Raw genomic sequence first — 26,410 nt, 5'->3', positions numbered from 1 at the left:
TCGATTATCCCAGCTTCACGTTATCAATGCCCACGATCTTGTCGTAGACCCAGTAGAGCAGCAGAACGACCGCCAGAAGTATCGTTCCCAGCGCCGCCGCCAGTCCCCAGTTCAGTGAGGACGAGATGTGATAGGCGATCCGGTTCGAGATGAAGACACCTTTGGTACCGCCCACGATTTCAGGCGTGATGTAGTAGCCAATCGCCAAAATGAACACGAGGATTGAACCCGCGCCGATACCCGGAATAGATTGCGGGAAGTAGATGCGCCAGAACGTCGTCCAGTTGGTCGCACCCATGGATTTCGCGGCACGCGTGTAGGATTCCGGAATGGTCTGCATCACCGAATACATGGGCAGGATCATGAATGGCAGCAGGATATGCGTCATTGCGGTGATCGTACCGATCTGGTTATTGATGATCACCAGTCGTGCATCGTCAGCCACCAACCCCAGCCAGACCAGCGTTTCGTTGATCACGCCTTGCTGTTGCAGCATCACCTTCCACGCCGACGTCCGCACCAACAGTGACGTCCAGAACGGCAGAAGCACAAGGATCATCAGCAGATTTGAGACACGCATCGGCAACGTCGCCAGCAAATAGCTGACCGGATAAGCCAGTAGGATACAGGCACCCGTTATTACCAGAGACATAAACAGCGTTCGACCGAACAGCTTAACAAGGATTTGCTTGTCTTCGGGTTGTGCCTGCGCGCCGTCGGGGGTTCTGCGCATATCTACTGCATTGAGAAAATACCCGTTGGTGATCTTCGGCGAATGGGTTTTGATCACGCGCCACGTTTGTGTATCGCCCCATCCGTCGTGAATATCTATTAGTTGCTCTTTAAACGGACCATCCGTTTCAGGATCCAGTTTCTTGATCTGACGACCTGACTTGCGGAACATCGAAGACATACCGGTTTCTTCGTAGTTCAAACGCGAACCAAGCCGTGTGTGCTCTTTATTGTCAATCGCAACAATCATGTCCCGCACAAAGGCATCATACACGCCCTCGCCCGGCAATTCTCCAGACTGTTCATCCCAGTTTTGAAGCGCCTCGACGGTAAGAGGCAGAGTGTCAGAGACGATGTTGTTTTCTACTGAACGGAATAGCATCGCAGCTATTGGAACAATAAAGGAAAACAGAACGAACAGAAGCAAAGGAGCGATCAACAGCAAGGCACGCAGCTTTTGCCGCCGCAACGAGCGTGCCAGCGATAGCTTGAGCGGTGTTCCATCCGCTGCCAGCATGGGTCCGGCATTTTGGCTTGCGTCAGTCATTGGAGCCCCTTGGATCTGTCTTGGTTCAGGGGCGGCGCACCGCCCCCGACTGTGTCATGAAATCAGACGCTCATTGCGCCAGCCACGCCTGGAATTTGGCGTCGATGTCATCACGGTAATCTGCCCAGAACTCGTAGTTATACAAGAACGTGTTCTTGGCGTTTTCCGGATCGGTCGGCATATGCGGGGCCATGTCGATCCCCAGATCGGCGTGCTGACCTACCAGCGGAGCCGACGAGGCGCGGGCCGGACCGTACGAGATGTACTTGGCCTGATCCGCCAGACGCTGAGTGTCGGTTGCGAACATGATATAGTCCAGCGCGCGCTGCTTGCGCTCATCACTCAGACCGGCAGGAATGATCCAGCCATCCAGATCGAACACCTGCGCGTCCCACAGCATTGCAACCGGCTGTTTCTGCTCTTCAATCACGCTGAACAGACGGCCGTTATAGGTCGAACCCATGATGACTTCGCCGTCAGCCAGCAGTTGTGGCGTGTCCGCACCAGCAGACCACCAGACAACGCTGTCTTTGATGGTGCCCAGCTTGGCCAAGGCCTGATCCTGACCTTCCGAAGTCGCCAGAACGTCATAGACATCATCCTTGGCGACACCATCACATAGCAGCGCCCATTCCATGTTGTTGATCGGACGCTTCTCCAGCGAACGTTTGCCCGGATAGGTTTCCAGATCGAACACTGCACAGATGTCGGTCGGCGGGGTGTCACCGACCAGATCAGTGCGGTAGCCGAATGTGGTCGAATAGACGATCTGCGGGATAAAGCAGTCGCTGACCAGCAGGTCGCCGAAATCCTCAGAGGCGGGCGTGCCATCCGGAGCTGCGGCCAACTGGCTGTCGAAATCGATCTCGAGGGCCAGACCTTCGTCGCAAAGACGGATCGCGTCAGCGGCCACAACATCTACCACATCCCATGTGATGTTGCCCGCTTCGTTCATTGCGCGCAGTTTGGCAACGGCTTCGGCCGAGCTGTCATCGTTCAGAATGGTGATGCCGGTCTTTTCCGAATAGGGCTCGTGATACGCCTTCAACTGCGACTTTGAATAGGCACCGCCCCAGGAAACGATGGTCATCTCCTCGGCTGAAACAGTGCCCGCAGCCGTCGCAATCGCAGCCGCAGTGAGCATGATCTTGGTTGGTTTCATGTGTTACTCCCAGTTCATCCCGTTTTATGTGGTGGTCAGCCGATGCACGGGTTTTCACCGGCCGGTCCCTCAGCTTAACCGCGCTTGTCCCGCGCGGTTTGGTCTATGCGTCGAGCGCACGACAATCCTGTGCCAGCCAGCCGATCTCGATCTCTTGACCTGGGGTCAGGCGTACGGCGTCAGGCGCATTTCGAGTTTTGGCGATGAATTCGTTGTTTCCGGCAACGGACATGCGGAACCGGAATACGTCGCCCATGTAAATGAACTCTTCGACCCTTGCTTTCAAAGTATGTGCGTCAGCATGCAGTCGGTCTTTGTTGAATTCCACACGTTCAGGGCGGATCGAAACTTTGGTCCGGTCGCCTGCGCTGTGGACGTTGATCGGAACCGCGTCGATTTCCGAGCCATCATCCAGACGTACGACGCAAGTGTCGCCGTCAATTGATTTAACAACACCTTCCAACGTGTTGTTTTCACCAATGAATTGCGCGACAAAACTGTTTTCCGGCTCTTCGTAAAGCTGATCAGGCGGCGCCAGCTGTTGAATGCGGCCGTCATCAAATACAGCCACCCGATCTGACATGGTCAGCGCTTCGGTCTGGTCGTGGGTCACGTAGACTGTTGTGATCCCAAGCTCATGGGCCAGACGCGTGATTTCGAACTGCATATGTTCACGCAGCTGCTTGTCCAATGCCCCCAATGGCTCGTCCATCAAGACCAGTTCGGGTTCGAATACCAAGGCACGAGCCAGAGCAATCCGCTGTTGTTGCCCGCCCGACAGCTGAGCAGGACGTCGGCCACCAAAGGCGCCCATCTGAACCATATCCAGTGCGCGCTTGACCTTTTCATCCCGCTCCGACTTGCCCAGTTTACGGACTTCCAGTGGAAACGACAGGTTTTCGGCCACCGTCATATGCGGGAACAAAGCGTAGTTCTGAAAAACCATGCCAATACCGCGCTTGTGCGGCGGGATATTGTTGATGGGCTTGCCGCCCAGGAGGATTTCACCGTGCGTGGCGGTTTCAAATCCGGCGAGCATCATAAGGCAAGTCGTCTTGCCCGAGCCTGACGGCCCAAGCATTGTCAGAAACTCACCTTTGGGCATTGCAAGGTTTAAGTCTTTTACGACGAGGTTCTCGCCGTCATAAGACTTCTGTACGCGTTGGAATTCGACAAACGCGGCGTCGTTCATTGTATCGGCCACAAGACCCCCTGTTACGTCAAATGATTATCCGTCTTCTGCGGATTTCATTGATCTGTAGCCGTTAGTTAAGACCAAGCGATGTTCACATTGCAACAGTGAATCCTGATTTTGTTACACAATATCGGGATTTAACAGCTCACCCGGCTTCGTTCAGAGCACGCATATGCCACGCAAGACTTTGATTACTGGACAGAACCGGCTTGCCGATACGCGCGCGAATCTCGGGAATAGCCTGTTGCGTGCGAAGGTTTGTGCAACTTAAAAAAACCGCATCAACCGACGGGTCCGAGCCCAGTTTTGTGGCAGCGTCAATGACGGATTGCACCGAAATCCGAACAACTTTGGCCTCTTCTGATTCCCCGAATGTCCCAAAAACATCCATCTCCACTCCGCCTTGGGCAAAGGCCCGGCGCAGGGGAAGGTTTACCTCTTCAATATAGGGCGACAGCAGCGCGAATTTCGAAACGCCCAAGTGTCGCGCACAGGCCGTTGCCGCACGCAAAGGGTTTGTAACCTCGGCGGTCTGGCATGTCTGTTTGACAAGTTCTGCCACGCGGTCGGACCCGATAACCGAGCTTGCAGACGTGCACCCGTACCCGACAACGCGATAAGGTCGCGCGCTGGGCAGCAATCCGGCGGCGGCCGGCAGCGCCTTCTCCATTTCCGCAAGGCTTTCCGTCGTCACCTCGATCCCGCTGGGAATTCGCGTCACGTAAATTGGATACTTGCGGTCCGAAAAATACGAGCTGAATTCGGGCTCCAACGTTTCATCTGTCTGCAACACGATCAGACCAAGCGGGGTGGCCTTGGGATCGTCTTCATCAAGGGCGTAATGGATCCGGGTCATATCTCGATCACCTCTGGCCCGATGCGTGGGCTTAGAAAACGTGGGGTGCCCTCGGTGATGACAATGTTTTCTTCATGGACAAGTATTTTTGTACCAACGGCGATGCCTGGCTCCAACGTCAAAACCATGCCGGGTTCCAGCACGGTCTGGTCTGCCGGGATAAGGGACGGCCACTCTGTCAGTGACATCCCCAACCCATGACCCAACCGCCCCGCATCTGTGCCTTCGGCCTCCTTGGTCAGAACCGTGTTCATGGCATGAAACAAATCCGAGGCAGTAGCACCGGGCCGTGCGATCTCGAACGCGGCATCCGAGGCTTCTACCAGTCTGGCGTGCGCTGATCTCACCTCGGGCCGGGCTGGGCCGACGGACCAATTGCGATCAAAATCACAGAAGTAGCCATCCCAAACCAGACCTGTATCCAGCATAAGCACGTCGCCAGGTTCCAACGGCGCCGAAGTTGCAGGTGATATTACATCACTGTAGCCGCCCTGCTCTGCCCCGCCTGCAAGATACGGCACCCAATCGGCCCCTTCCTCAAGGCAGAGCATCTGGAACCGGCGAAAAACCATGTCCAAAGGCACTCCTGCGCGGGCAACCTCGGGAACGCGGGCGAACGCGCGTCCAGCGATATCGCAGGCTGTTTGGATCTTCGCAATTTCAGCCTCGGATTTGATCATGCGCAACCGGCGCAGGATACTCTGATCACCGGTAATGCGACGCGAACCGAGAGCGCCGCGCAAGCGTTCAATGTCCGCCATGGGCATCCGCACATGTGTCTCATGACCATCCGGCACCCCGATATTGCCCGAAACGGGCGTCAGTTCGGCCAGGACGTCGGCCAGAAGCGAGATACCGTCGTCCTGCAAGTCGGGCGCACTCCAGGTTCGGATGTCATCGATCCAGGTCTGCCCCATGAGCGCGGCCCCGATCGAAGGGATCACGGCCACCGGTTTGCCCGCGGCAGGCACGACCAGAAACCATGGCCGGGTTGGGCTTTCCCAAAATCGGGTGAGATAGCCGGTAAAGTAGCGCACATCAGTTTCTGTCGTCAGCAGCAGCGCCGATAAATCCGCGACTCGCATCAACTCCTGCGCGCGTTTGGTACGCGCCTCGAATTCTGCCTGATCGAACCCCCTCATTCCGCGATCTCCGACAGAAAGCACAAAACGCGTGAGTATTCGTCGATCCCTATGGCTTTCCGCGCGGTTTCGTTCATCACTGCCGCAAGGCCTGCCCCGCCGGACGCCGTGGTGGCCAGCCCGGCCTTTGCCATCGCGTCAAGCTTTGCCGCCACATCGTCGTCTGACAGGGTCAGGAACAGGTCTGCGTCGCGGGCCAATCCGTTTAACGCGATCAACGATGGTTCCTTGCAGTCCAGACGCCCCATGATGCTGTCTGGGCCATCCGCGAAAACACATTTTCCGGCGGCTATGCTGGCCTGCAACGCGGGTGCCGCTTCGGGTTCAACCACTACGATCTTCGGTGCGTCGCCCCAGATCTGTCGTGCATAGGCAGCAACGGCACCGGCCAGCCCGCCCACGCCTGCCTGCAACAGAATATGCGTCGGAACCACGGGACACTGCCTGACAGCCTCTGCCGCCATTTGCAGATAGCCTTCCATAAGCGTCCATGGCAGGTCATAATATCCTTCCCACGAACTGTCCGACAGCAATATCCAACCGTTTTCGTCGGCAGCCATTCTCGCGGCCTCCATGCTGGCGGCATAGTCAGCACCACTTCGAACAACTTCGGCTTTTTGGCCTTTCAGACGTTCCGCAAAGGTTTCGGGCACAGTTTCAGCAATGTAAACAACAGCTTTCGCACCGAAAATTCTGGCGCCAGCCGCAACACTCATGCCATGGTTCCCGGCGCTGGCGGTCACATAGGTTGCGCCTGCCAGAGTTTGTTCACCCGGCTCACCTGTCCTCTCGGCCGCATGACGCGCAATTACATAGGCCGCCCCTAAAGCTTTGAACGAACCAAGGTTCATCCGCGCCCGCTCATCCTTCACCCAAAGCTGGGCGACAGGGGCCAGTTTCCTGGCATCAACCAACGGCGTTTCTTTCGCGACAGGGCACTGCCAAAGCAAATCTTCAACACGGGCAGCGTTTGTAGAAGGATACGGCGCAGACGGTGCAAGCTTTTGGCCCGCCCGATGTGGATTGGTGATGACCTGCATACTTCTCCCCTGAGTTTAGGCCCGTTGACGTGATCCCATCGGTGGAACACTGTCAACCAACGTCTGACGTCAATCAGGGACGTTGACGGTATTCGAGGCCTGTTCTGCAACCAACGCCAACAGCCAGTCGTGAAACAACCGGGCAGCCGGATTGGCAGCGTTGGACGAAAGGTAGTACCCTTCGTTGCTGTCCACCGAACATTCATGCACGCGTACGACCAGACCCGCGGCAATCGCATGGGTCGTCAGTAATTCGCTGACCAAGGCGACACCGCTACCATGAACGGCCAGTTGCAGGGCCATCCCAAATGTATCGACAAAAACACCGGGTTGGCGGCGCAAGCCCTGTTTTTCAAACCATGTGCCCCACCCACTTGATGTCCCGACAGCCTCGATCAGCGGCAGGTCAAACACGTCTCCTGCGACTGCCGGGGATTTCACAGCAACCAGCCGGTCAGGTATCAGTCGGACAGCGCCATGCCCTACCTGTTTCTTTGACCCGAACCGAACCTGAACATCAGCGTGAGACGCGTGGAAATCATCGGGCCAGATCGCACTGAGAAGCCGAACGCGTACTTCAGGATGGCGTCTGGTAAAATCTGACAGGTATGGGGCAATAACCCAATGAGCGATGCTAACAGACGTGGCGACAGTCAAGATGTCTCCGGAGGCACTGGCGTCCACGCGCCCGGCAGCCGCGGCAAGCGCTTCAAGCGCGCTGCCAACCTCGGGCAATAGTTTACGCCCCGCATCCGTCAGCGCCAAGCTTCTGGGGTGCCTCACAAAAAGAGCTGTCCCCAAACGCATTTCGAGCGATTTCACCTGCTGACTGACCGCCGATTGCGTCAACCCAATCTCTTCGGCAGCCGCCGTAAAGCTAAGCGTTCGTGCAGCCGCCTCGAAGGATCGGAACCAGGTCAGTGGTGGAAGAGATTTACCCATTTGGTCAAGCTGTCCATTAGTCTTTTTAATGGCAAAGCACATAATTCAATCATTTGTCAAAAACCCTGTCCGTTTTTAACGTTTGCGAGCGCGACAGGAGAGCTTTGATGCAACCGGAAATACGTAAGATTGTCACCTACGATGAGGAGGTCCTTGTCGAGGGCTTCCAAGCCGCCAAAACCCCATGGCGCATGTTTGCCGTGGCCGCAGTGGTTCACAACCCCTGGGCAGGACGGTTTGTGGAAGACCTTAAACCCGAGATACAAGCCTATGGCCCTGTTCTGGGTGAGATGATGACGAAACGCATGATCAAACTGGCCGGGAGTGGAGAGGCAATCGAAGCCTATGGCAAAGCCGCTGTGGTCGGGCTGAATGGTGAGGTCGAGCACGCTTCGGGCCTTATTCACACCTTGCGATTTGGTAATCACTACCGAGAGGCCGTCGGCGCGAAATCCTATCTGGCGTTCACCAACACACGTGGCCCGGCAAACGCACCGATCATGGTGCCGTTGATGGATAAAAACGATGCTGGGCGGAGGTCGCACTACCTGACAATTCAGTTCTCGATTTCTGACGCACCGCGCGATGACGAAGTTGTGGTCGTATTAGGCGCAGCAACCTCGGGCAGACCGCACCACCGTATCGGTGACCGCTATCAGGATCTTAAGGATTTGGGCCATGACCTGGACAACCCGGCCGCGGTCTGAGATCGGCGGGCTGGCGGCCATCCAGACCGGTTCGGGTCAGAATATCCTTCTGTTGCATGGTGTTGGCTTGCGGGCTGAAGCCTGGGGCGCGCAATTGGACGGGCTGGCTTCTGAAGGTTGCATGACCGCTCCGGACATGCCCGGACATGGAAACAGCCCTTTGGCTGACATGAGGTTGGGGTTGTCGGCGTACACCGAAGCGGCACGGGGTGTTCTGGACTGCCTGAGTGGTCCGGTCGTTTTGGTGGGCCACTCGATGGGGACCATGATCGCGCTGGATCTTGCCGCCAAAGCGTCAGACCGGGTATGTGGGATCGTCGCATTGAACGCGGTTTTTGAGAGAGACGCGAATGCGGCACAGACCGTGCGCGACCGTGCGGCGCAGCTGGATGGCAAGACGATCGCTGATCCCACCAGCACATTGCATCGATGGTTCGGAGACGTCGCCTCGGCCGAGCGCGATGCCTGCCGTAGTTGGCTGACGGCGATGGACCCGGCTGCGTATAAAACGGCCTATTCCGTCTTCGCCCACAGTCAGAGCCCTCAGCGCGACGCGTTGGAGAAACTAAGCTGCCCGGCGCTTTTTCTAACCGGCAGTCTTGAACCCAATTCGACCCCGGAGATGTCACGCGCCATGGCGGACACCGCAATGAACGGACGCGCGCAAATCATTGAAGGCGCTGCACATATGATGCCAATGACGCATGCACCTCAGGTCAACGCCGCCATTTCCAGCTTTCTGAGTGAGCTGCGCCAATGACCGCGCTTGATCCTCGTGACCTTCGTCGTGCTTTTGGACGGTTCATGACCGGTGTGACGGTTGTGACGACGCGCGATGACACAGGCAATCCACTCGGCTTCACGGCCAATTCCTTCACTTCGGTTTCTCTCGACCCGCCGCTGCTTTTGGTTTGTCCGGGAAAAAACCTGTCTTCTTATCACGAATTCGCAACCTGCGCCCGTTTCGCGGTGAACATTCTGGCCGAGGGGCAGGAAGATGTATCCAATACGTTTGCCGGGTTCAAAGGTGATCGATTTGCCAAAGTCGATCACTGCTTTGATACGCACGACGTCCCTTTGATCAGAGGGGCAGTCGCAACGTTTTCCTGCCGTACTCATCAGGTTGTCGAAGCCGGGGACCATTGCGTTTTGATCGGTCAGGTCGAAACGTATTCTCAGGACGATGCCCCCGGGCTTGGCTATGCGAACGGGCAGTATTTCAGCCTCGGGCTGGAACGTGGCGCGCTGGAACCATCCGGGCGAAACGTGGTCTGCGGCGCAATCATCGAACAGGACGGGCACGTCTTGCTGGAGAGAACAGAAGCCGGTTTCCGTCCGCCGCAAGTCACGCTGTCAGATCGGCAAGATTTGCGAAACAGCCTTGTGCAAGACCTGACGGCTAAAGGTGTCGATGCACGCCTTGGGGTTGCGTATTCCGTCTATGACGATGCCAACACGCATCATGTTTACATTCTTGCGTCTGCGCCGTCCCTGCCCCGGCATGGCACGCTTCAGGAGATCGCAATCAAAGAACTGGCGACCCTGCCATACGCGTCAGCACCCATCGCCACAATGATGGCTCGTTTTGCGCTGGAAAGCCGAACCCGCAATTTCTCGCTTTATCTGGGTGACGCCCAGCGGGGCGATGTGCACAGCCTGTCGGAAAGGACCTGAAGAATGGAGTTTTCCCTTTTTGCCCATATGGAACGGCTGGGCCCCGAAGAGCCGCATGAGAAATTGTATGAAGAGTTCATCGAGCTGTGCAAGATGGCGGATCAGGCAGGGATGCGTGCGGTCTGGACTGGCGAACATCACGGGATGGATTTCACCATCGCACCCAACCCGCTGATGTCGCTGGTGGATATCGCGCATCATACCAAAAACGTGCGCCTTGGCACCGGCACTGTGATCGCGCCGTTCTGGCATCCGATCAAACTGGCGGGCGAAGCAGCCGCAGCAGATATCATGACCGGTGGCCGGATCGAGCTGGGCATAGCGCGCGGTGCCTACTCTTATGAATACGAGCGGCTTATGCCCGGTCTGGACGCATGGACCGCCGGTCAACGAATGCGAGAGATAGCTCCTCTGCTGCCCAAATTGTGGGAAGGCGACTGCGCGCATGACGGAGAGTTCTTTCAGTTTCCCGCCACCAGTTCGGCCCCAAAGCCGGTGCAACCCGGCGGCCCGCCCATCTGGATTGCCGCGCGGGATCCGAACAGCCACGAGTTCGGCGTTCAGAACGGGTTCAACATTCAGGTCACCCCGCTGTGGCAAGGTATCGAAGAAATTGAGACACTGATGACTCGCTTTGAGACCGCCTGCGCCAATCACGGCGGAGCGCGCCCCAAGATCATGCTGCTTCACCACACCTATGTCGGGCGCGATGACACTGAACTGGATCAGGCTGCGCGGGATTTGTCCCGGTTTTACAACTATTTCGGCGCGTGGTTCCAAAACAAGCGACCAGTCCGACAGGGATTGATTCAGGCGCTAACCGAAGAAGAAATGGCAGCCAACGCAATGATGGCACCCGAAAATCTGGCGCGCGATCTGACAATCGGCACGGCGGACGGGGTAACAGAACGTCTGAAACGCTATGAAGACCTTGGATATGATGAATACTCGTTTTGGATTGACAGCGGCATGAGCTTCGAACGCAAACGCGCATCCCTTGCCCGTTTCATCGACGATGTAATGCCAAAGTTTCAGTGAGGGGCCGCAATGCACCAGAAGCCACATTACCAGCTATTTATCGACGGCACTTGGACCGAAGGCGCACGTGGGCAAGTGATGGCCTCGTTGAATCCGGCAACGGGTGAGGAATGGGCCAGTTTCGCCTGTGCCGCACCCGAAGACGTAGAGCGCGCCGTTTCCGCGGCGCGCCGGTCACTTGATGATCCGGCGTGGCGGGACATGACACAAACTGCACGTGGCAAACTGTTGTTCCGGCTTGCAGAACTGATCGAACAGAACGCAGGACGCCTTGGTGAGATCGAGACGAAGGACAGCGGCAAGCTGCTAGCGGAAACCGCGACCCAAACGGCATATGTCGGCGATTACTACCGCTACTATGCGGGGTTGGCGGACAAAATCGAAGGCGCGGTCCTGCCGATCGACAAACCGGACATGCATGTCTTTACGCGGCGCGAGCCCATTGGCGTGGTGGTCGCAATTGTCCCTTGGAACGCGCAGATGTTTCTCACGGCTACCAAGCTTGGGCCAGCTCTGGCCGCGGGGTGCTCTGTTGTGCTGAAGGCGTCAGAGGTTGCGCCCGCCCCAATGCTGGAATTTGCCCGCTTGATCGACAAAGCGGGATTCCCACCCGGCGTCGTTTCCGTCATTACCGGGGACGCAGAAAACTGTGCGATCCCTCTCACCCGACATCCTGACGTAGACCGGATCGCATTCACTGGCGGCCCGGAAACGGCGCGTCATGTGGTGCGCAACTCGGCTGAGAACTTTGCCGTAACCACGTTGGAATTGGGTGGAAAATCCCCGATCATAGTATTCGATGATGCCAATCTGGATGGTGCGGCCAACGGACTGATCGCGGGCAATTTCGGCGCCTCAGGTCAAAGCTGCGTCGCAGGATCGCGCGGGCTGATCCATCGTCCTCTTATGGAATCTCTTATCGCCAAAATCGAAGAAAAGATGACGGGTATAGTCATCGGCGATCCATTGGAACCTGAAACCCATATTGGCCCGCTGTGCACCAATGCCCAGATTGTCAGAATTCAGGCGACACTGGCCAAGGCCAGGGAACAGGGTGCCCGTATTCGTTTCGGGGGCGCGCCACTGGATCGGTCAGGTCATTTCATGGCCCCAACGCTGGTGGAATGCGCCAGTGCCGAGACAGAGACTCTGAAAGTGGAAATGTTCGGCCCCGTCATGTCATTGCTGCCCTTCGACACCGAGGAAGAGGCAATCACACTGGCCAATGACACACCGTTCGGGCTTGGCTCGGGTATCTTCACCGAAAATGTCGCCCGTGCTCACCGTGTTTCATCCCGCCTGAAATCGGGCATCTGCTGGATCAACACCTACCGCGCGGTCTCACCCATCGCGCCCTTTGGCGGCTTCAATCAATCCGGTTATGGCAGGGAAGCGGGAATAGAGGCCATTCACGATTACACGCGGACCAAGACCGTTTGGCTGAATACATCGGACAAACCGATGTCGAACCCCTTTGTTATGCGCTGAGGTGATCTGCACCACGATCAGCATAACCCAAGGGGCGCTTATCTGAATGCGGCGGCTCCTGTTACTCTGCCGCCGTTCTCACCCTCTCCGGCGCGGTCAACCGCTGCCAAGCGTCGTACTGGGCCAGAAAGATCTGCCCGTTGAGGTCGTCGAGGAAATGCGATTGTTTCAAGCGGTCCATGACGGGGCCTTTGACTTCGGACAGGTGCAGACCAACGCCCATGTCACGCAGGCGGTGGTTGATGGCCTCAAGGCTTTCGAGGGCCGAAAAGTCGACTTCGTTCACCGCTGAGAACATCAAAACCACGTTGCGGATTTCGCAGCCCTCGGTCACACGCGCCTGAATCAGGTCTTCGAGGAAACGGGCGTTCACGAAATACAGGCTTTCATCCACCCGCAGCGTCACCAGTGACGGCTCGGTGTCGACCTTGTGGCGATTGATGTTGCGGAAGTGTTGCGTACCCGGCACAAGCCCGACCTCGGCCACATGTGGGCGCGAGGTTTTGTAGAGATGCAGAAGGATCGAAATTGCCACGCCGCTGGCCACGCCGGTTTCGACCCCGGCCAACAAAGTCAGGACGATGGTGGCGGCCACCGCTGTAAAATCGGCGCGCGAATATCCCCAGGTCTTTTTCAGGATTGACAGGTCCACAAGGCTCAGCACCGCAACAATGATCGTCGCGGCCAGCGTGGCTTTGGGCAAAAAGTACACCAGCGGTGTCAGGAACAGTGCGGCGATCGCCAGACCACCAGCGGTATAGATGCCTGCCGCCGGGGTTTCCGCCCCCGCATCGAAGTTTACGACCGAGCGTGAGAACCCACCGGTGACCGGAAAGCCGCCGGTAAATGCCGCGCCCAGGTTGGCTGCGCCCAGACCGATCAACTCCTGATCGGGGTCCACGCGCTGGCGTTTCTTGGCAGCCAGCGTCTGCGCAACCGAGATGCTTTCGACGAAACCGATGATCGAGATCAGGATCGCTGGCACCAGCAATGCACCGATGAGGTCCGGGGACAGCCCCGGCAAAGTCAGCGGCGGCAGGTTCTGAGGCACTTCGCCGACGATCTTGACGCCCTGCGCATCCAGCCCGAAGCCCCAGACGACAACCGTGGTCACCACCACGGCGGCAACTGGTCCAGCCTTGGTCAGCACGTCAGCCAGCAGGGGCGGCACCCCCATGCGCCGCAACGCGGGCTTAAGGTTCTTGCGCACCCAAAACAGGAACGCAGTGGCCAGCACGCCGATGATTACCGTCAGCCAATTGGTTTGCCCGAGGTTTTCGAAGATTGAGCCCAGCATCCCTGGCAGAGTATGCCCATGGGCGCTGACACCCAGAATGTGCTTTAACTGGCTGGTCGCGATCAGGATGCCCGATGCGGTAATGAAACCTGCGATGACAGGATGGCTGAGGAAATTGGCCAGAAAGCCCAGTCGAAAAACGCCCAGCAGCACCAGAAACCCACCCGACAGGAAAGCCAGCGTCAGTGCCGCCACCATGTATCCAGCTGTGCCCTGCTCGGCCACCTGCCCCACAGCGCTGGCTGTCAGCAGTGACACTACCGCGACAGGCCCCACCGCCAACGCCCGACTGGTGCCAAAAACCGCATAAAGGACGATCGGCAATATCGAAGCATAGATCCCGGCCTCGGGCGGCAGCCCTGCCAGCAAGGCATAGGCCAAGGACTGTGGGATCAGCATGATCGTGACGATTACAGCCGCGATCAGATCATTCGACAGCGACGCACGGCTATACCGGCGACCCCAGTCAAGAATAGGAAGGAAACGTAAAAGGCTCTGCATGGGTTCACGTCCTGAGAAAGCGGCGGCCAGAGCGTGGGAGGCTCTGACCGCCATACCTTGGCCGGTCGCACTTTTGGTGAAGGCGGGACAGGCCAGAACTTACGCCGGTTCTTCCGGTGTCAGTTTCGAAAGGAGTTAATCGGTCGCCACCTTCAATGGTTCGGGCTTGGCCAACCACTCTTTGCCCTTCAGCATCGCAGACCAGTAGATCGGCGGCAGCAACTTCTCCTTCAACAGCCACGCCAACCGGCTGGGTTTGGTTCCATCGATCAGGAATTTCGGGAAACTGGGCGTCATCACCCCACCATAGGCGAACTCGGCCAGAACGATCTTGCCGCGCTCGACCGTCAACGGGCACGAACCGTAGCCGTCATAGGCGGCAACCGGGCCACGGCCCTGAATGTCTGCTACGATATTATCGGCCACGGTCGGTGCCTGTTTACGCGCCGCCGCCGCGGTTTTGGCGTTGGGCGCGTTCATCACGTCGCCCAGCGACCAGATATTGTCAAAGCTCTTGTGGCGCAGCGTCGCCTGATCAACATCGACCCAGCCACCCGCATCCGCCAGCGGCGACACGCGAATAAAGTCCGGCGCGACCTGTGGTGGGCAGACATGCATCATGTCAAACTCGACTGTGACCAACTCGGGCTCGGCATCCGGCATTGCAACCTTAAAGGTCGCTTTTTTCGCCGCCCCATCTACCGACACCAGATTGTGAAAGAAATTCAGTGAGGCGTCGTATTTTGTGACGTATTCCATCAGCGCCGGGACATAGTCCTTGACCCCGAACAGCACGCCGCCCGCGTTCATGAACTGAATGTCGATATCCTTCAGAACGCCGCGCCGGAACCATGCATCACCCGACAGGTACAGCGCTTTTTGTGGCGCGCCCGCGCATTTGATTGGCATCGGCGGCTGCGTGAACAGCGCCCGGCCTTCCTTAAGCCCTTCGACAAGCTGCCATGTGTAGGGCGCCAGATCATAGCGGTAGTTCGAGGTCACCCCGTTACGGCCCAAGGTTTCTTCCAGCCCTTCGACCGCGCCCCAATCCAGCTTGAGCCCCGGAGACACGACAAGACGGTCGTATTTCACCACGCGACAGCCATCCAGAATAACTGCATTGTTTTGCGGCTCGAAGGCCGCAACTGCCGCCTTGATCCACTTAACACCGCGCGGGATCAGGGATCCCATCGTCTTGGCGGTCTGTTCTGCCGAGAAGACACCCCCGCCCACCAACGTCCAGCCGGGCTGATAATAATGCACGTCAGACGGATCAATGATGGCGATCGACAGGTCGGATTTGCGCTCGTGCAGGCTGGCCGCAGTGGCAATACCGCCAGCCCCACCGCCCACGATAACCACGTCGAAGGATGCGTCGCCCGTGTCGGTCGGCGTTTTCCCACCATTGGCAATGCGGCGGGCAACGCCGCTCATGTCATAACCGGCGACCTTGGTGGCTGACAGGATCTCGGACACCGGACGCTTGTGCGCCGCCTCGTTCAGCGACCACAGAGTGGCCGAACGCGTGCCGGTCCGGCAATAGGCCAGAACCGGCCCCGGCAACTCGGTCAGCGCGCGGCCAAAGGCATCGGCGTCTTCGTCCCTGACGATCCCGGTTTGCACTGGAACATAGCGTACCTCGAGACCCAGTTTCTCCGCTGCTATCTCGATTTCCTCGAATGTCGGCTGATCGGCACCTTCGCCATCGGGGCGGTTGCAAATGATGGCACGAAAGCCCGCGCCTTTTATCGCCTCGATGTCATTTGGCGTAACCTGCGGCGACACCGAAACTGAGCCTGATATCTTTCTGATGTCCATGGGTGCCTCTTGCGTTCAGAGCTTGTTGACTGGAACTTTGAGCATCTGGTTCCCATCCTGGTCCGTTGGAATGCCGCCCGCCCGGATGTTGACCTGAATCGAAGGTACGATCAGCGTCGGCATCGCCAGCGTCGCGTCGCGCTCGGACCGCATCTTGATGAACTCGTCCCTAGTCTTGCCACCGCCCACGTGAATGTTGTGGGCCTTCTCCTCGGCCACCGTGGTTTCCCACTGGATGTCACGCCCGTTGGGACCATAATCGTGACACATGAACAGCCGGGTTTCGTCCGGCAGGCTGAGCACTTTGTGGATCGAGTCAAATAATGTCCCCGCGTCGCCACCGGGGAAATCGGCCCGCGCCGAGCCACCGTCAGGCATGAACAACGTGTCGCCCACAAAGGCTGCATCCCCGACAACATGCACCATGCAGGCAGGTGTGTGGCCCGGTGTATGCATGGTAAAGGCGGTCATGTTGCCGATCTTGTAGGTCATGCCATCGACGAACAGGGCGTCAAACTGGCTGCCGTCCCGCTGAAATTCGGTGCCTTCATTGAAGATCTTGCCAAACACGTCTTGCACGATCTTGATGTTTTCACCGATGCCGATCTTGCCGCCCAGCTTTTGCTGGATGTAAGGCGCGGCTGACAGGTGGTCGGCATGGGCGTGGGTCTCAATGATCCATTCCAGCTTGAGGCCCCTCTTCTCAACCTCGGCAATCAGCATGTCGGCATGGCCAAACGTAATGCGGCCAGCGGCATAATCGATGTCCATGACACTGTCGATAATCGCACAGGAATTCGAGGTCGGGTCCGCAACGATATAACTGATTGTCGCCGTTGCCTCGTCGTAAAAACCCTGAACATCGGGTTTCACGCTCAGATCCACTGGGTAGCTTCCAATCGGCGTCGCTATCGCGTCGGCCATCTTTTGGTTGTGTATCTCGATAGACTTCTGATCATTCATGATCTTGCCTCCTAACTGGCGCGGATCCGTTACCCGTTTCCGCCGCGTGTCATCATCATTTCGTGGACGGCGTCCATGCCGCGATCCGCCATCGCGCTCACTTCGGCCGCATGGATATGCATGGCTTTGGCTATTTCCGGATCGTCGGATGTTTGCACCACTACGATCCCTTCAGAGGTCACTTCGATATCCGAGGTGATCTTGTCGCCATGTTCAAAAAATATGTCGAGGGTCGGGCTCTGAATGATGATCATCGGATCATCCTTGCGGCCCACCCGATCGATCATCCCGGCAACATGGGAGACCAGAGCATCCATGACATCCGGGTCGGAAGATCTCGTGACAGTGCGAATACCATTGGGAAGGTTTTCAACCTCGCGCGTGATCGTATCGAAATTGCGGAACATCACAGCCAGCTCGGCGCTTTCCTCGGGCGTTGCGTTCTCGCCCCGCAGCCCCGGCATGTTGACCTCGTCGTGGCCTTGCCCGTCTGCACCATGACGATGCTCTGCCCGATCACCGGCCATGCCCTGGCGATGCCCGTGCCCGAACGTCAGAAAGATGTAACTGCCAGCCGCGCCGACCAAAGCAGCAACAAGCAACGCAATGGCGATGCCGCCGAACGTCCGGGCGGGATTGCGGTCATTCATCTTCGTCTCCTCCGTTTCTGCCAGCCCACATTCGGCCTTCGCGTGAGACCTGCAATCATCGTGGCGGCATGAAAAGTTGAGGAGTAAATATAACTTTGAAACCCCGACTTCAGTGACAAAGTCACGAAACCGGAAAATTTCCCGAAATGGTCAGGTGCTTTGCGCCAACTGTTCCAAAGCCGCCTTGTCGGTTATCGCAATGCGCCCCCGCGATTGGGTAATCATCTCGCGCTTTTGAAAGTCCTGCAATATCCGCGAAACAACTTCACGCGCGGTGCCCAGTTCGCTGGCGAGTTGCTGATGCGTTGCCTGAATATCTTCCCGCCCCCCGGCCAGAACCAGAAGACGTTCAGCAAGGCGAATATCCAAGTGCCCGAATGCCACGTCATCCACCACCCGCAACAGATCAATCAGCCGGCGTGAGTAGGCCTCAAACACAAACTCGCGAAATGCGTCTTCTTCCGAGACCAGACGATCGAAAGCATGTTTCGGCAAGGTCACCGCCGTTACGTCGGTTTCGGCAATACCTTCAGCGTTATATGCTTCTTCTGCCAGCATACAGGCCGTCGTCAACACACAGCTTTCCCCCGCCTCGACCCGATAGAGCACGATCTCGCGGCCCGAATCCGAACTTTGAGACACGCGAATCCGTCCGTCGTACAAGAACAGTAGGCTGTCCGGAACGTTGTCTGGTCCGAAAACCTGGCCACCTTTAGGACACCGCACGATACGGGCCGCCGTACGCAACCTATCCCGCACAGCTTTCGGAAGGCGACTTGTCCCGTGAAATCGCTCAGTCCAGTCCAAAATTGTCATCTTGCGTTGCGCATGGGTGCCACGATGCCCTCCTCAATCGGCGCGATACGGTTCAACAACTCGTTTCTATTTGAGGCGATGTCAGCCAGCGTCAGATCATCAAGCACAGCCATGAATGCCCGTGTTGCCTTTTGGATCGCTTGAGACAGTTTACATATCCCGATCAAAGGGCAGGTGTTTTTTTCAGGGTTAAAGCATTCGACCACATCCAGGGGCCCTTCAGTCAGGCGAATTACATCGCCGATTTTGATCTGTTCCGCCGGTTTCGCCAACCGGAAACCGCCGCCTCTGCCGCGTGCTGTTTCCAGATACCCGGCCCGACCCAACTCGTGCACGATTTTTACGATATGCGGCCGGGCAAGGCCATGCACCCGCACGACATCGTCAACGCGAATGCGATCTGGGGCCTTGAGCGCGGCCAGCTGCAAAGACCGCAGCGCATAGTTGGAATAGGATGTCAGTTTCATGCGTGCCTCCGGCAAAAGCTGTAGGCGCAATATAACTTATTTGCAATTTCTGTGTGTTTTCACGGACCATGTGTTTTGCAGAGGGTGAAGTCAGGCCAACATACCCGAACTTCACGTGGACTGAGTGGATGACTGGGACCCCGCGTGCATCGCGTCATCTTTGCTCGGGAAGCTGTCGGCATCTGACCGGAACGGCAGTTCAATTCTCTGCAAAAACCGCTGAACAAAGACGGTATGAGTGGCGGGGAGACAGGGATTCGAACCCTGGGGACGCTCTCACGCCCAACGGTTTTCAAGACCGCCGCATTCGACCACTCTGCCACCTCCCCGTCGAAGGCAGGGTCTAAGCGCAAGTTCGGCCAGAGGCAAGTCGAAATCGGGATTTCTTGCCGAAGCCCGCGCAGCGGTCTTTCCATGACTCTTCAGCCGCGTTATGATCCCCGAAATAGACCGAAACAGGCTGGCAAGCAGAACCAGCAGACCGGCAGCGGGGTTCCGAGGACGAGACCCCTTCAGGCAAGGGATAAGCAGATGAAGCGAGCGATCATGACACGCCCGGGACCGAAACGGTTGGCGTATCTGGCGTTGACTTTGACAGTTTTAAGCGGGTGTGAAGATATTCTTCAAGAGGCTGAAAAACCTGAAGAAAACTCAAACAAAACCGAACTCCTTCCCGAGGTAGCCTCGGGCTCGCAGCGTGACGTCGAAGCTCCCGAGGTTTTTCAGGTCACCGAAGCGGGGCTTTGGGATGGCAGGCCCTCGCTGGGCGGGATCTGGGTTGCCTACCCGGAAGTATCCCAGCCCGAGCGTGTCGTAATTACGAACACCGCAAACAACAAGTCTGTAACAGGGGCCCTGTTCCGACGTGAACGCAACCTGCCCGGCCCGGCGCTTCAGGTGTCATCTGCTGCTGCGGAACAGCTCGGAATGCTGGCGGGCGCGCCGACAAAGGTCAGTGTGGTCGCTTTGCGCCGTGAAGCTGTAAAGGAATCACCACCAGAGGACGCGCCCACACCGGAAGACGAGGCGGCAGATACGGCTGCGGTGTCGGACACCGCGGCCACCGGCGATCCATCCGCGGCAGATACCGAAAAACCGGCCAAGCCGAAATGGTGGCAAAAGAAGGCGCCAGCGGCAGCAGCCGGTTCGGCAGCGGTTGCGGCGGATGCGGCAAGTTCTGCCAACGCAGCGACCGAAGGTACGGACACGACCACAGCTGCGGCATCAGCCACTGAGGACCCAACAGAGCCCGCTGAAGAAAAACCCGCCAAGCGGAAGTGGTGGCAGAAAAAAGAGCCAGCAGCGGCAGCGGCGGGAGCCACCGTGGCTGCGGCGGGTGCAGCAACAGGCGGTGCTGATGTGGCCGCAGATGTTGCGGCAGCCGCAGCTGCACCGGCGTTGTCGGACGCGCCGGTCGAAGCCCCCGCTGAAAAGCCTGCAAAACGGAAGTGGTGGCAAAAGAAAGACCCCACTGAGATCACCGAAACGCCACTGGATCCCATCGAAGGCGCTGCATCCGCGATTGACGCGACCGAAGCGGTTCCTGCCGCAGCGGCGGCAACAGGCGCTGCGTCTCCGCTGAGCAAACCATTTGTGCAGATCGGCACGTTCAGCGTCGAAGCAAATGCGAATGCCGCCGCCGAGAAAGTGCGCCGGAATGGCATGTCGACTGTTGTGCGGGAACTGAAAACCGAAAACAAAACAGTATGGCGGGTCCTGGTTGGCCCTGCCGCAACCCGGGCCGAACGCAAGGCCATTCAAAAAGATGTAAAGGACCTTGGTTTCAAAGATGCGTTCACCGTGTCCGACTGATACAAGGAGGCATAACATGCTATCCTCATTGCGAACATCTGTTCTGGCCATTGGGCTTGCTGTACTGGCAATCCCGGCTCAGGCTTTTGATACATCTGCCCGCGCGGCTTATGTGATCGATCAGACCACCGGTACGGTGCTTTTGGCAAAAGACGCCGATCAGCCCTTGCCGCCTGCATCCATGTCCAAGCTCATGACGCTGTATGTAGCTTTCGAAGCGCTGCGTGACGGAAGACTGACGCTGGACGAAACCCTGCCCGTGTCCGAACACGCGATGAGCTATGGCGGCTCGACCATGTTTCTGAACACGCAGGACCGGGTTCGGGTCGAAGACCTGCTGCGCGGCATCATCGTTCTGTCAGGCAACGACGCCTGCGTGGTCCTCGCCGAGGCGCTAAGCCCTGACGGCACAGAGGCCGGGTTTGCCCGATATATGACCCAACGCGCCAAGCAGATGGGTATGAACAACTCGAACTTTGCGAATTCGAATGGGTGGCCTGCCGCCGGACATATGATGTCGGTTCATGACTTGGCGGTTCTGGCCGACAGGTTGATTACCGACTTCCCAGAATATTACCCTCTGTTTTCAGAAGAGGTATTCGAATTCGATGGCCGTGCGCCGTCGAATGCCCGGAACCGCAATCCATTGCTGAAACTGAGCATCGGCGCGGATGGCCTGAAAACCGGCCACACGCAAGAGGCCGGATACGGCCTGGTCGGGTCTGCCAAACAAGGCGACCGCCGTGTCATCTTTGTCCTCAGCGGGCTGGACAGCACCGGCCAACGGGCAGAGGAGGCTGAGGCCGTGGTTAATTGGTCGTTTCGAAATTTTGTCGAGAGGACAGTTGCCAACGCGGAAACGCCGATAGCTGAAGCCAAGCTGTGGATGGGCGAGAAAAAGACTGTTGGTCTTGTACCTGACGGCGATCTGACGGTTCTGTTTCCGGTTCTGGGCACACAGAACGTCAAGGCCGAAGTTGTGTATCAGGGTCCCGTCAATGCGCCGGTCAAGAAAGGCCAGCAACTGGCCGAGCTTGTCATCAAGCCTGAAGGATTGCCTGAAATACGACGTCCGCTGGTGGCAGCGGAAGACGTTGCAATTGGTGGATTTGTCGTTCGTATGCTGACCGTTGGTGGCATTGTTCTGAAAGACGTGATCAATAACCCGCTGGAGTCGATGTGACCAGGGCTGGGTTATTTCTGACTTTCGAAGGCATTGACGGATCAGGCAAGTCAACTCAGGCGCGGATGCTGGCAGATCAACTGCGCGCGCAGGGTCATGAGGTCGTTTTGACGCGTGAACCGGGCGGCTCGCCTGGCGCGGAAGAAATTCGTAGTCTGGTGTTGGAAGGTGATCCCGACCGCTGGTCGGCAGAAACGGAAATTCTGCTTTTCACGGCCGCCCGCCGCGACCATCTGGAACGTACGATCGAACCCGCACTTGCCGCAGGGCAAGTGGTGATCTGCGACCGCTTTGCCGACAGCACACGTATGTATCAGGGCCTGTCGCGGGGCGATCTGCGCGGCCTTGTTGATCAGCTGCACAGCCTGATGATCAAGCGCGAGCCGGACTTGACGCTGCTGATCGACATGGACCCCGATACCGGTCTGTCCCGCGCCAAAGGGCGGCAAGGCGCGGAAGAGCGGTTCGAAGATTTCGGCCCGGACCTACAAAGGAAAATGCGGGCGGGCTTTCTGGCACTGGCCCATGAGTTTTCCGACCGTTTCCGCGTGGTGGACGGTAACCGGGACATGGACAGCGTTGCGCAGGATGTGACAGAAATCGTCCAGGCTGCTTTGCGATAGACGATGAATGACGAAATCCCCTCTCCGGATCAGGTGCCCGGTGCGCCGCATCCCCGCGAGACTGTCCGGCTTTTTGGTCAGGATGCGGCGGAACAGGCGTTTCTGACCGCCTACAACTCGGACCGGCTGCACCACGGCTGGTTGCTGACCGGGCCGCGTGGCGTCGGCAAGGCAACGTTGGCCTGGCGGATTGCGCGGTTCTTGCTGGCTACACCTTTGGCAAACGACGGTGGGCTGTTTGGCGCGCCGCCACCGCCAGAGACGCTCGACATTGATCGCGACCACCCGGTGTCACGTCGCATTCTGGCCGGGGCCGAGCCGGGATTGGCCGCGATAGCCCGGTCGCTGAATGATCAGGGGCGGCTGCGCAACGAAATCGTTGTGGACGACATCCGAAAGCTGGGAAAGTTCTTTGGCCTGTCCTCTGCCGATGGTGGGCGCCGGGTCGTAATCGTGGATTCGGCGGATGAGATGAATGTCAGCGCCGCCAATGCTTTGCTGAAGATGCTGGAAGAGCCTCCGGCGCGTACAACTCTTTTGCTGGTATCGCACCAACCCTCGCGCTTGTTGCCGACCATCCGCTCTCGGTGCCGGACCTTGCGTCTTGGGCCCCTGAGTGCCGGGGATATGCAGGACGCGCTGTCGCAAACCGGGACGTCCTTACCGACGCATCCCGAATATCTCGCCGCATTGGCCGCTGGCTCGGTCGGGGACGCCGTTCGCCTGATCAATCTGGGCGGGCTTGAAATCTATGCCGAACTGATTGCCATTCTGGGCACCCTGCCCCGCCTGGACCGGCAGCGCGCGCTGGCCCTGGCCGAGGCTGCGGCACAACGTGGCGCGGCCGAGCGCTTTGATCTGCTGCTGACACTGATCGATATCGCCTTGTCTCGGCTGGCCCTGACTGGGGCAACCGGAGCACCGCCGACCTCTGAGGCCGCCCCGAACGAAGCTGAAACGCTGGCCAGACTGTCAGATTCTTCGGATCAGGCCCGTCGCTGGGCCGAAGTCGCAGCGACAATCACAGCCCGCACGCGACATGGTCAGGCGGTGAACCTTGACCCTGTCGCTCTGGTCCTAGATACGGTGTTCAAGATACAGGAAACCGCCGGCCAGGTCAGATGAGCGACACCCCCCAGATCACCGACAGTCACTGCCATCTGGACTTCCCGGATTTTGACGGTCAGTTGGACGACATCATCTCGCGCGCGGCCGATGCTGGCGTGACCCGGATGGTGACGATTTGCACCAAGCTGCGCAATGAACCCGCAGTCCGCGCAATTGCCGAAGCCCATGCACCGGTATTCTACGCCGCAGGCACCCATCCGATGAGCGCCGCTGACGAGCCTATGGTCTCGGTCGATGAATTGGTTGCGCTGGCACAACATCCCAAATTTGTGGGCATCGGTGAATCAGGTCTGGATTACCACTATACCGCCGACAGCGCTGAGCTTCAGAAGCAATCTCTGCGCATTCATATCGAAGCCGCCCAGCGCACAGGGTTGCCTTTGATCATTCATGCCCGCGCGGCAGACGACGATATGGCCCAAATTCTGGCCGAAGAGTATCGCAACGCGCCCTATTCCTGCGTGATGCACTGTTTCTCGTCCTCGGCCGAGTTGGCCAAAGCCGCGCTGGATCTTGGGTTTTATCTGTCCATGTCCGGCATTGCGGCCTTTCCCAAAAGCCAGGAGTTGCGCGCCATTTTCGCAAGCGCGCCGGTGGACCGCATTCTGGTGGAAACCGACGCGCCCTATCTGGCGCCGCCCCCTTATCGTGGCAAGCGAAACGAACCGGCCTATACCGCGCATACAGCCCGAAAAGGCGCCGAGCTGTTCGGGCTGGAGTATCCGGCTTTTGCCGCCCAAACTCAGGCGAATTTTGACCGGCTGTTCAGCAAGGCGGCAACGTACAGGGCCGCTGCATGACCGAATTGCGATTTACCATTCTGGGCTGCGGATCGTCGGGCGGTGTACCCCGGTTGGGTGGTCACTGGGGTGCTTGCGATCCTGCAAACCCCAGGAACATTCGCCGGCGCTGTTCCTTGCTTGTTGAGCGTGACGGCCCCGGCGGCAGAACCTCCGTGTTGATTGACACAACCCCGGATATGCGTAGCCAGTTGCTGGACACGGGCACCGGGCGGCTTGATGGTGTGGTCTATACCCACTCTCACGCGGATCATGTCCATGGGATCGACGACCTGCGCATGATCGTGTTCAACATGAAAACCCGCGTTCCGGTCTGGGCTGATGGTGATACCCAGAACGCTCTGCTGGGGCGGTTTGGATACGCCTTCATTCAGCCCGAAGGGTCACCTTATCCTCCGATCCTCGACCTCAAGTCCATTGACGGTCCGTTCGAAATCGAAGGACCTGGAGGACCGATTCCGTTTCGTCCATTCAAGGTCAATCACGGCTCGATAGATTCTCTGGGCTTTCGAATGGGGCAGCTCGCCTATTTGCCGGATGTTGCCGAAATTTACGACGAGGCATGGCCTGAAATGGAAGGGTTGGAATATCTCATCATCGACGCCCTACGCCGAAGCCCACATCCCACACATGCACATCTGGAAAAAACGCTTGAGTGGATTGAGAAGCTGCAACCAAATCAGGCGATACTGACCAACATGCATATCGATCTTGACTATGCGACTGTCGATGCGGAAACGCCGGACAATATCACCCCCGCCTATGACGGTATGGTGATACATCACGCGTTTCAGACCCCTGTTCCTTTTGCATAAGATATCGCAACGTGGCCGTTGCACGGGGGCCAAATGCTACAAAGCCTGATTGACGTCATTCTTCCTGTCTTTCTTGTGATCGGCGCCGGTTACACGGCAACACGAACAGGATATTTCAAAGAATACCATGTCGACGGGCTGATGAGATTTACTCAAGGTTTCGCGATCCCATGCCTGTTGTTTCTTGCCATCGCGCATCTGGACCTCAGCGCCAGTTTCGATCCCCGGCTTTTGGCCAGTTTCTATTCCGCCGCCGCCTTGTGTTTCATCGCTGGTCTTTTTGGTGCACGCATCATTTTCGGCCGCGAATGGGAAGACTGCGTGGCAATCGGGTTTTGTTGCCTGTTCTCTAACTCGGTTCTGCTGGGATTGCCGATTACCGAACGCGCTTATGGTCCCGAGAACCTGACAGGCAACTATGCGATTATCGCCTTCCATTCCCCGTTTTGTTACGGCGTAGGGATCACGGTGATGGAGGTTGTCCGGAATCGCGGAAACGGTGGCGTACGCATGGCGCGTTCTGTTCTGTCGGCAATGTTCAAGAACGCGCTGATCCTTGGTATTGCACTGGGATTCGTGGTTAATCTGTCCGGGTTGGCCATCCCGGCTGTGGTGGACGAAGCCCTTGGTCTGATCACGCGGGCCGCCCTGCCCGGCGCCCTGTTTGCACTGGGCGGGGTACTAGTCAAATACAAACCCGAAGGTGATCTGCGCACCATCGCTTTTGTTTGCTGTATCTCGCTGATGCTGCATCCCAGCCTTGTGTGGATATTCGGCAAATCCACAGGGCTGCCACAGGATCTGTTCCGCTCGGGCGTGTTGAACGCGGCGATGGCGCCGGGGTTCAACGCTTATATCTTTGCAAACATGTATGGCCGCGCCAAGCGGGTGGCAGCTTCGGCTGTTCTCATTGGGACAGCCACATCCATTCTGACTGTCTGGCTTTGGCTAACGGTTCTGGGCTAACTGTAGTGTTGACTTCGGTTCGCACAGAGACACCTAACGCATGTCGTG

25 protein-coding genes and 1 tRNA gene are annotated in these 26,410 nt (G+C 57.8%); 12 read left to right on the top strand and 14 right to left on the bottom strand.

Going from position 1 to position 26,410, the window contains the following annotated elements:
- Window positions 1-4: 4 nt before the first annotated feature.
- The 7 genes from ACR0CE_RS07390 to ACR0CE_RS07360 form a co-directional block, all read right to left on the bottom strand.
- Window positions 5-1,279: an ABC transporter permease gene (locus ACR0CE_RS07390; RefSeq protein WP_209504364.1), complete on the bottom strand. Its 1,275-nt coding sequence runs from the start codon at window positions 1,277-1,279 to the stop codon at window positions 5-7.
- Between the two features lie 70 nt (window positions 1,280-1,349).
- Entirely contained in the window at window positions 1,350-2,441 is a 1,092-nt protein-coding gene (locus ACR0CE_RS07385; RefSeq protein ID WP_480481704.1) for an extracellular solute-binding protein, read from the bottom strand.
- A gap of 103 nt (window positions 2,442-2,544) precedes the next feature.
- Window positions 2,545-3,645, bottom strand: coding sequence for an ABC transporter ATP-binding protein (locus ACR0CE_RS07380; RefSeq protein WP_480486135.1), 1,101 nt, complete (start codon window positions 3,643-3,645; stop codon window positions 2,545-2,547).
- Window positions 3,646-3,781: 136 nt separating this feature from the next.
- A complete protein-coding gene (locus tag ACR0CE_RS07375; protein ID WP_480545704.1) occupies window positions 3,782-4,492 on the bottom strand; it encodes a maleate cis-trans isomerase family protein in 711 nt (236 codons plus the stop codon).
- Window positions 4,489-5,634 carry a M24 family metallopeptidase gene (locus ACR0CE_RS07370; protein WP_480831669.1) on the bottom strand — a complete coding sequence of 382 codons (1,146 nt, stop codon included), beginning with the start codon at window positions 5,632-5,634 and terminating at the stop codon, window positions 4,489-4,491. Before ACR0CE_RS07370 ends, ACR0CE_RS07375 begins: the two co-directional genes overlap by 4 nt.
- Entirely contained in the window at window positions 5,631-6,674 is a 1,044-nt protein-coding gene (locus ACR0CE_RS07365; protein WP_480831667.1) for a pyridoxal-phosphate dependent enzyme, read from the bottom strand. Before ACR0CE_RS07365 ends, ACR0CE_RS07370 begins: the two co-directional genes overlap by 4 nt.
- A gap of 69 nt (window positions 6,675-6,743) precedes the next feature.
- Window positions 6,744-7,616, bottom strand: coding sequence for a LysR family transcriptional regulator (locus ACR0CE_RS07360; RefSeq protein WP_480481714.1), 873 nt, complete (start codon window positions 7,614-7,616; stop codon window positions 6,744-6,746).
- Between the two features lie 107 nt (window positions 7,617-7,723).
- On the opposite strand from ACR0CE_RS07360, the gene ACR0CE_RS07355 reads away from it, so the two are divergent.
- The 5 genes from ACR0CE_RS07355 to ACR0CE_RS07335 are packed head-to-tail and all read left to right on the top strand — an operon-like array spanning window position 7,724 to window position 12,523.
- Window positions 7,724-8,323, top strand: a complete 600-nt coding sequence (locus tag ACR0CE_RS07355; protein WP_480481716.1) for an amino acid synthesis family protein — start codon at window positions 7,724-7,726, stop codon at window positions 8,321-8,323.
- Window positions 8,295-9,083 (top strand): alpha/beta fold hydrolase, encoded by a 789-nt coding sequence (locus tag ACR0CE_RS07350; RefSeq protein ID WP_480481718.1) that lies wholly within the window; start codon window positions 8,295-8,297, stop codon window positions 9,081-9,083. The genes ACR0CE_RS07355 and ACR0CE_RS07350 overlap by 29 nt, the downstream gene beginning before the upstream one ends.
- Window positions 9,080-9,997: a flavin reductase family protein gene (locus tag ACR0CE_RS07345; RefSeq protein WP_480481720.1), complete on the top strand. Its 918-nt coding sequence runs from the start codon at window positions 9,080-9,082 to the stop codon at window positions 9,995-9,997. Before ACR0CE_RS07350 ends, ACR0CE_RS07345 begins: the two co-directional genes overlap by 4 nt.
- Before the next feature lie 3 nt (window positions 9,998-10,000).
- Window positions 10,001-11,035 carry an LLM class flavin-dependent oxidoreductase gene (locus ACR0CE_RS07340; protein ID WP_480773523.1) on the top strand — a complete coding sequence of 345 codons (1,035 nt, stop codon included), beginning with the start codon at window positions 10,001-10,003 and terminating at the stop codon, window positions 11,033-11,035.
- 9 nt (window positions 11,036-11,044) lie between these two features.
- The gene (locus ACR0CE_RS07335; RefSeq protein ID WP_480831665.1) at window positions 11,045-12,523 is read left to right on the top strand and encodes an aldehyde dehydrogenase; all 1,479 of its coding nucleotides are present in this window, start codon (window positions 11,045-11,047) and stop codon (window positions 12,521-12,523) included.
- A 61-nt stretch (window positions 12,524-12,584) separates the two neighbouring features.
- On the opposite strand, the gene ACR0CE_RS07330 is transcribed toward ACR0CE_RS07335, so the two are convergent.
- The 7 genes from ACR0CE_RS07330 to ACR0CE_RS07300 form a co-directional block, all read right to left on the bottom strand.
- On the bottom strand, window positions 12,585-14,321 hold the full coding sequence (locus ACR0CE_RS07330; RefSeq protein ID WP_480831663.1) for a SulP family inorganic anion transporter: 1,737 nt from the start codon (window positions 14,319-14,321) through the stop codon (window positions 12,585-12,587).
- A 135-nt stretch (window positions 14,322-14,456) separates the two neighbouring features.
- Window positions 14,457-16,139 carry a bifunctional protein tyrosine phosphatase family protein/NAD(P)/FAD-dependent oxidoreductase gene (locus tag ACR0CE_RS07325; RefSeq protein ID WP_480831661.1) on the bottom strand — a complete coding sequence of 561 codons (1,683 nt, stop codon included), beginning with the start codon at window positions 16,137-16,139 and terminating at the stop codon, window positions 14,457-14,459.
- A 15-nt stretch (window positions 16,140-16,154) separates the two neighbouring features.
- Window positions 16,155-17,039, bottom strand: a complete 885-nt coding sequence (locus ACR0CE_RS07320) for an MBL fold metallo-hydrolase (protein WP_209504912.1) — start codon at window positions 17,037-17,039, stop codon at window positions 16,155-16,157.
- Window positions 17,040-17,131: 92 nt separating this feature from the next.
- Window positions 17,132-17,752, bottom strand: coding sequence for a hypothetical protein (locus ACR0CE_RS07315; protein WP_480831659.1), 621 nt, complete (start codon window positions 17,750-17,752; stop codon window positions 17,132-17,134).
- A 150-nt stretch (window positions 17,753-17,902) separates the two neighbouring features.
- Window positions 17,903-18,568 carry a Crp/Fnr family transcriptional regulator gene (locus ACR0CE_RS07310; protein WP_480481734.1) on the bottom strand — a complete coding sequence of 222 codons (666 nt, stop codon included), beginning with the start codon at window positions 18,566-18,568 and terminating at the stop codon, window positions 17,903-17,905.
- The gene (locus tag ACR0CE_RS07305; RefSeq protein WP_480537509.1) at window positions 18,565-19,035 is read right to left on the bottom strand and encodes an Rrf2 family transcriptional regulator; all 471 of its coding nucleotides are present in this window, start codon (window positions 19,033-19,035) and stop codon (window positions 18,565-18,567) included. Before ACR0CE_RS07305 ends, ACR0CE_RS07310 begins: the two co-directional genes overlap by 4 nt.
- 239 nt (window positions 19,036-19,274) lie before the next feature.
- A tRNA-Ser gene (locus ACR0CE_RS07300) sits at window positions 19,275-19,364 on the bottom strand.
- Window positions 19,365-19,566: 202 nt separating this feature from the next.
- Here ACR0CE_RS07300 and ACR0CE_RS07295 point away from each other — a divergent pair.
- From ACR0CE_RS07295 to ACR0CE_RS07265, 7 genes are read left to right on the top strand one after another with little or no spacing between them, the layout of a single operon-like run.
- Window positions 19,567-20,847: an SPOR domain-containing protein gene (locus tag ACR0CE_RS07295; protein ID WP_480537462.1), complete on the top strand. Its 1,281-nt coding sequence runs from the start codon at window positions 19,567-19,569 to the stop codon at window positions 20,845-20,847.
- Window positions 20,848-20,863: 16 nt separating this feature from the next.
- Window positions 20,864-22,030 (top strand): D-alanyl-D-alanine carboxypeptidase family protein, encoded by a 1,167-nt coding sequence (locus ACR0CE_RS07290; RefSeq protein WP_480831656.1) that lies wholly within the window; start codon window positions 20,864-20,866, stop codon window positions 22,028-22,030.
- Window positions 22,027-22,653 (top strand): dTMP kinase, encoded by a 627-nt coding sequence (gene tmk / locus ACR0CE_RS07285; protein ID WP_480831654.1) that lies wholly within the window; start codon window positions 22,027-22,029, stop codon window positions 22,651-22,653. Before ACR0CE_RS07290 ends, tmk begins: the two co-directional genes overlap by 4 nt.
- Before the next feature lie 3 nt (window positions 22,654-22,656).
- Window positions 22,657-23,778, top strand: a complete 1,122-nt coding sequence (locus tag ACR0CE_RS07280) for a DNA polymerase III subunit delta' (protein WP_480831652.1) — start codon at window positions 22,657-22,659, stop codon at window positions 23,776-23,778.
- Complete coding sequence (locus tag ACR0CE_RS07275; protein ID WP_480831651.1) at window positions 23,775-24,581, top strand: TatD family hydrolase; 807 nt, start codon at window positions 23,775-23,777, stop codon at window positions 24,579-24,581. Before ACR0CE_RS07280 ends, ACR0CE_RS07275 begins: the two co-directional genes overlap by 4 nt.
- A complete protein-coding gene (locus ACR0CE_RS07270; protein WP_480831649.1) occupies window positions 24,578-25,396 on the top strand; it encodes an MBL fold metallo-hydrolase in 819 nt (272 codons plus the stop codon). Before ACR0CE_RS07275 ends, ACR0CE_RS07270 begins: the two co-directional genes overlap by 4 nt.
- Window positions 25,397-25,429: 33 nt before the next feature.
- Window positions 25,430-26,362, top strand: coding sequence for an AEC family transporter (locus tag ACR0CE_RS07265; protein WP_480831647.1), 933 nt, complete (start codon window positions 25,430-25,432; stop codon window positions 26,360-26,362).
- Window positions 26,363-26,410 lie beyond the last annotated feature (48 nt).

The organism is Ruegeria sp. L11 (assembly GCF_056531755.1).
Note: the sequence above shows the minus strand (reverse complement) of the source record. Positions and strands in the feature narration are given on the sequence as shown.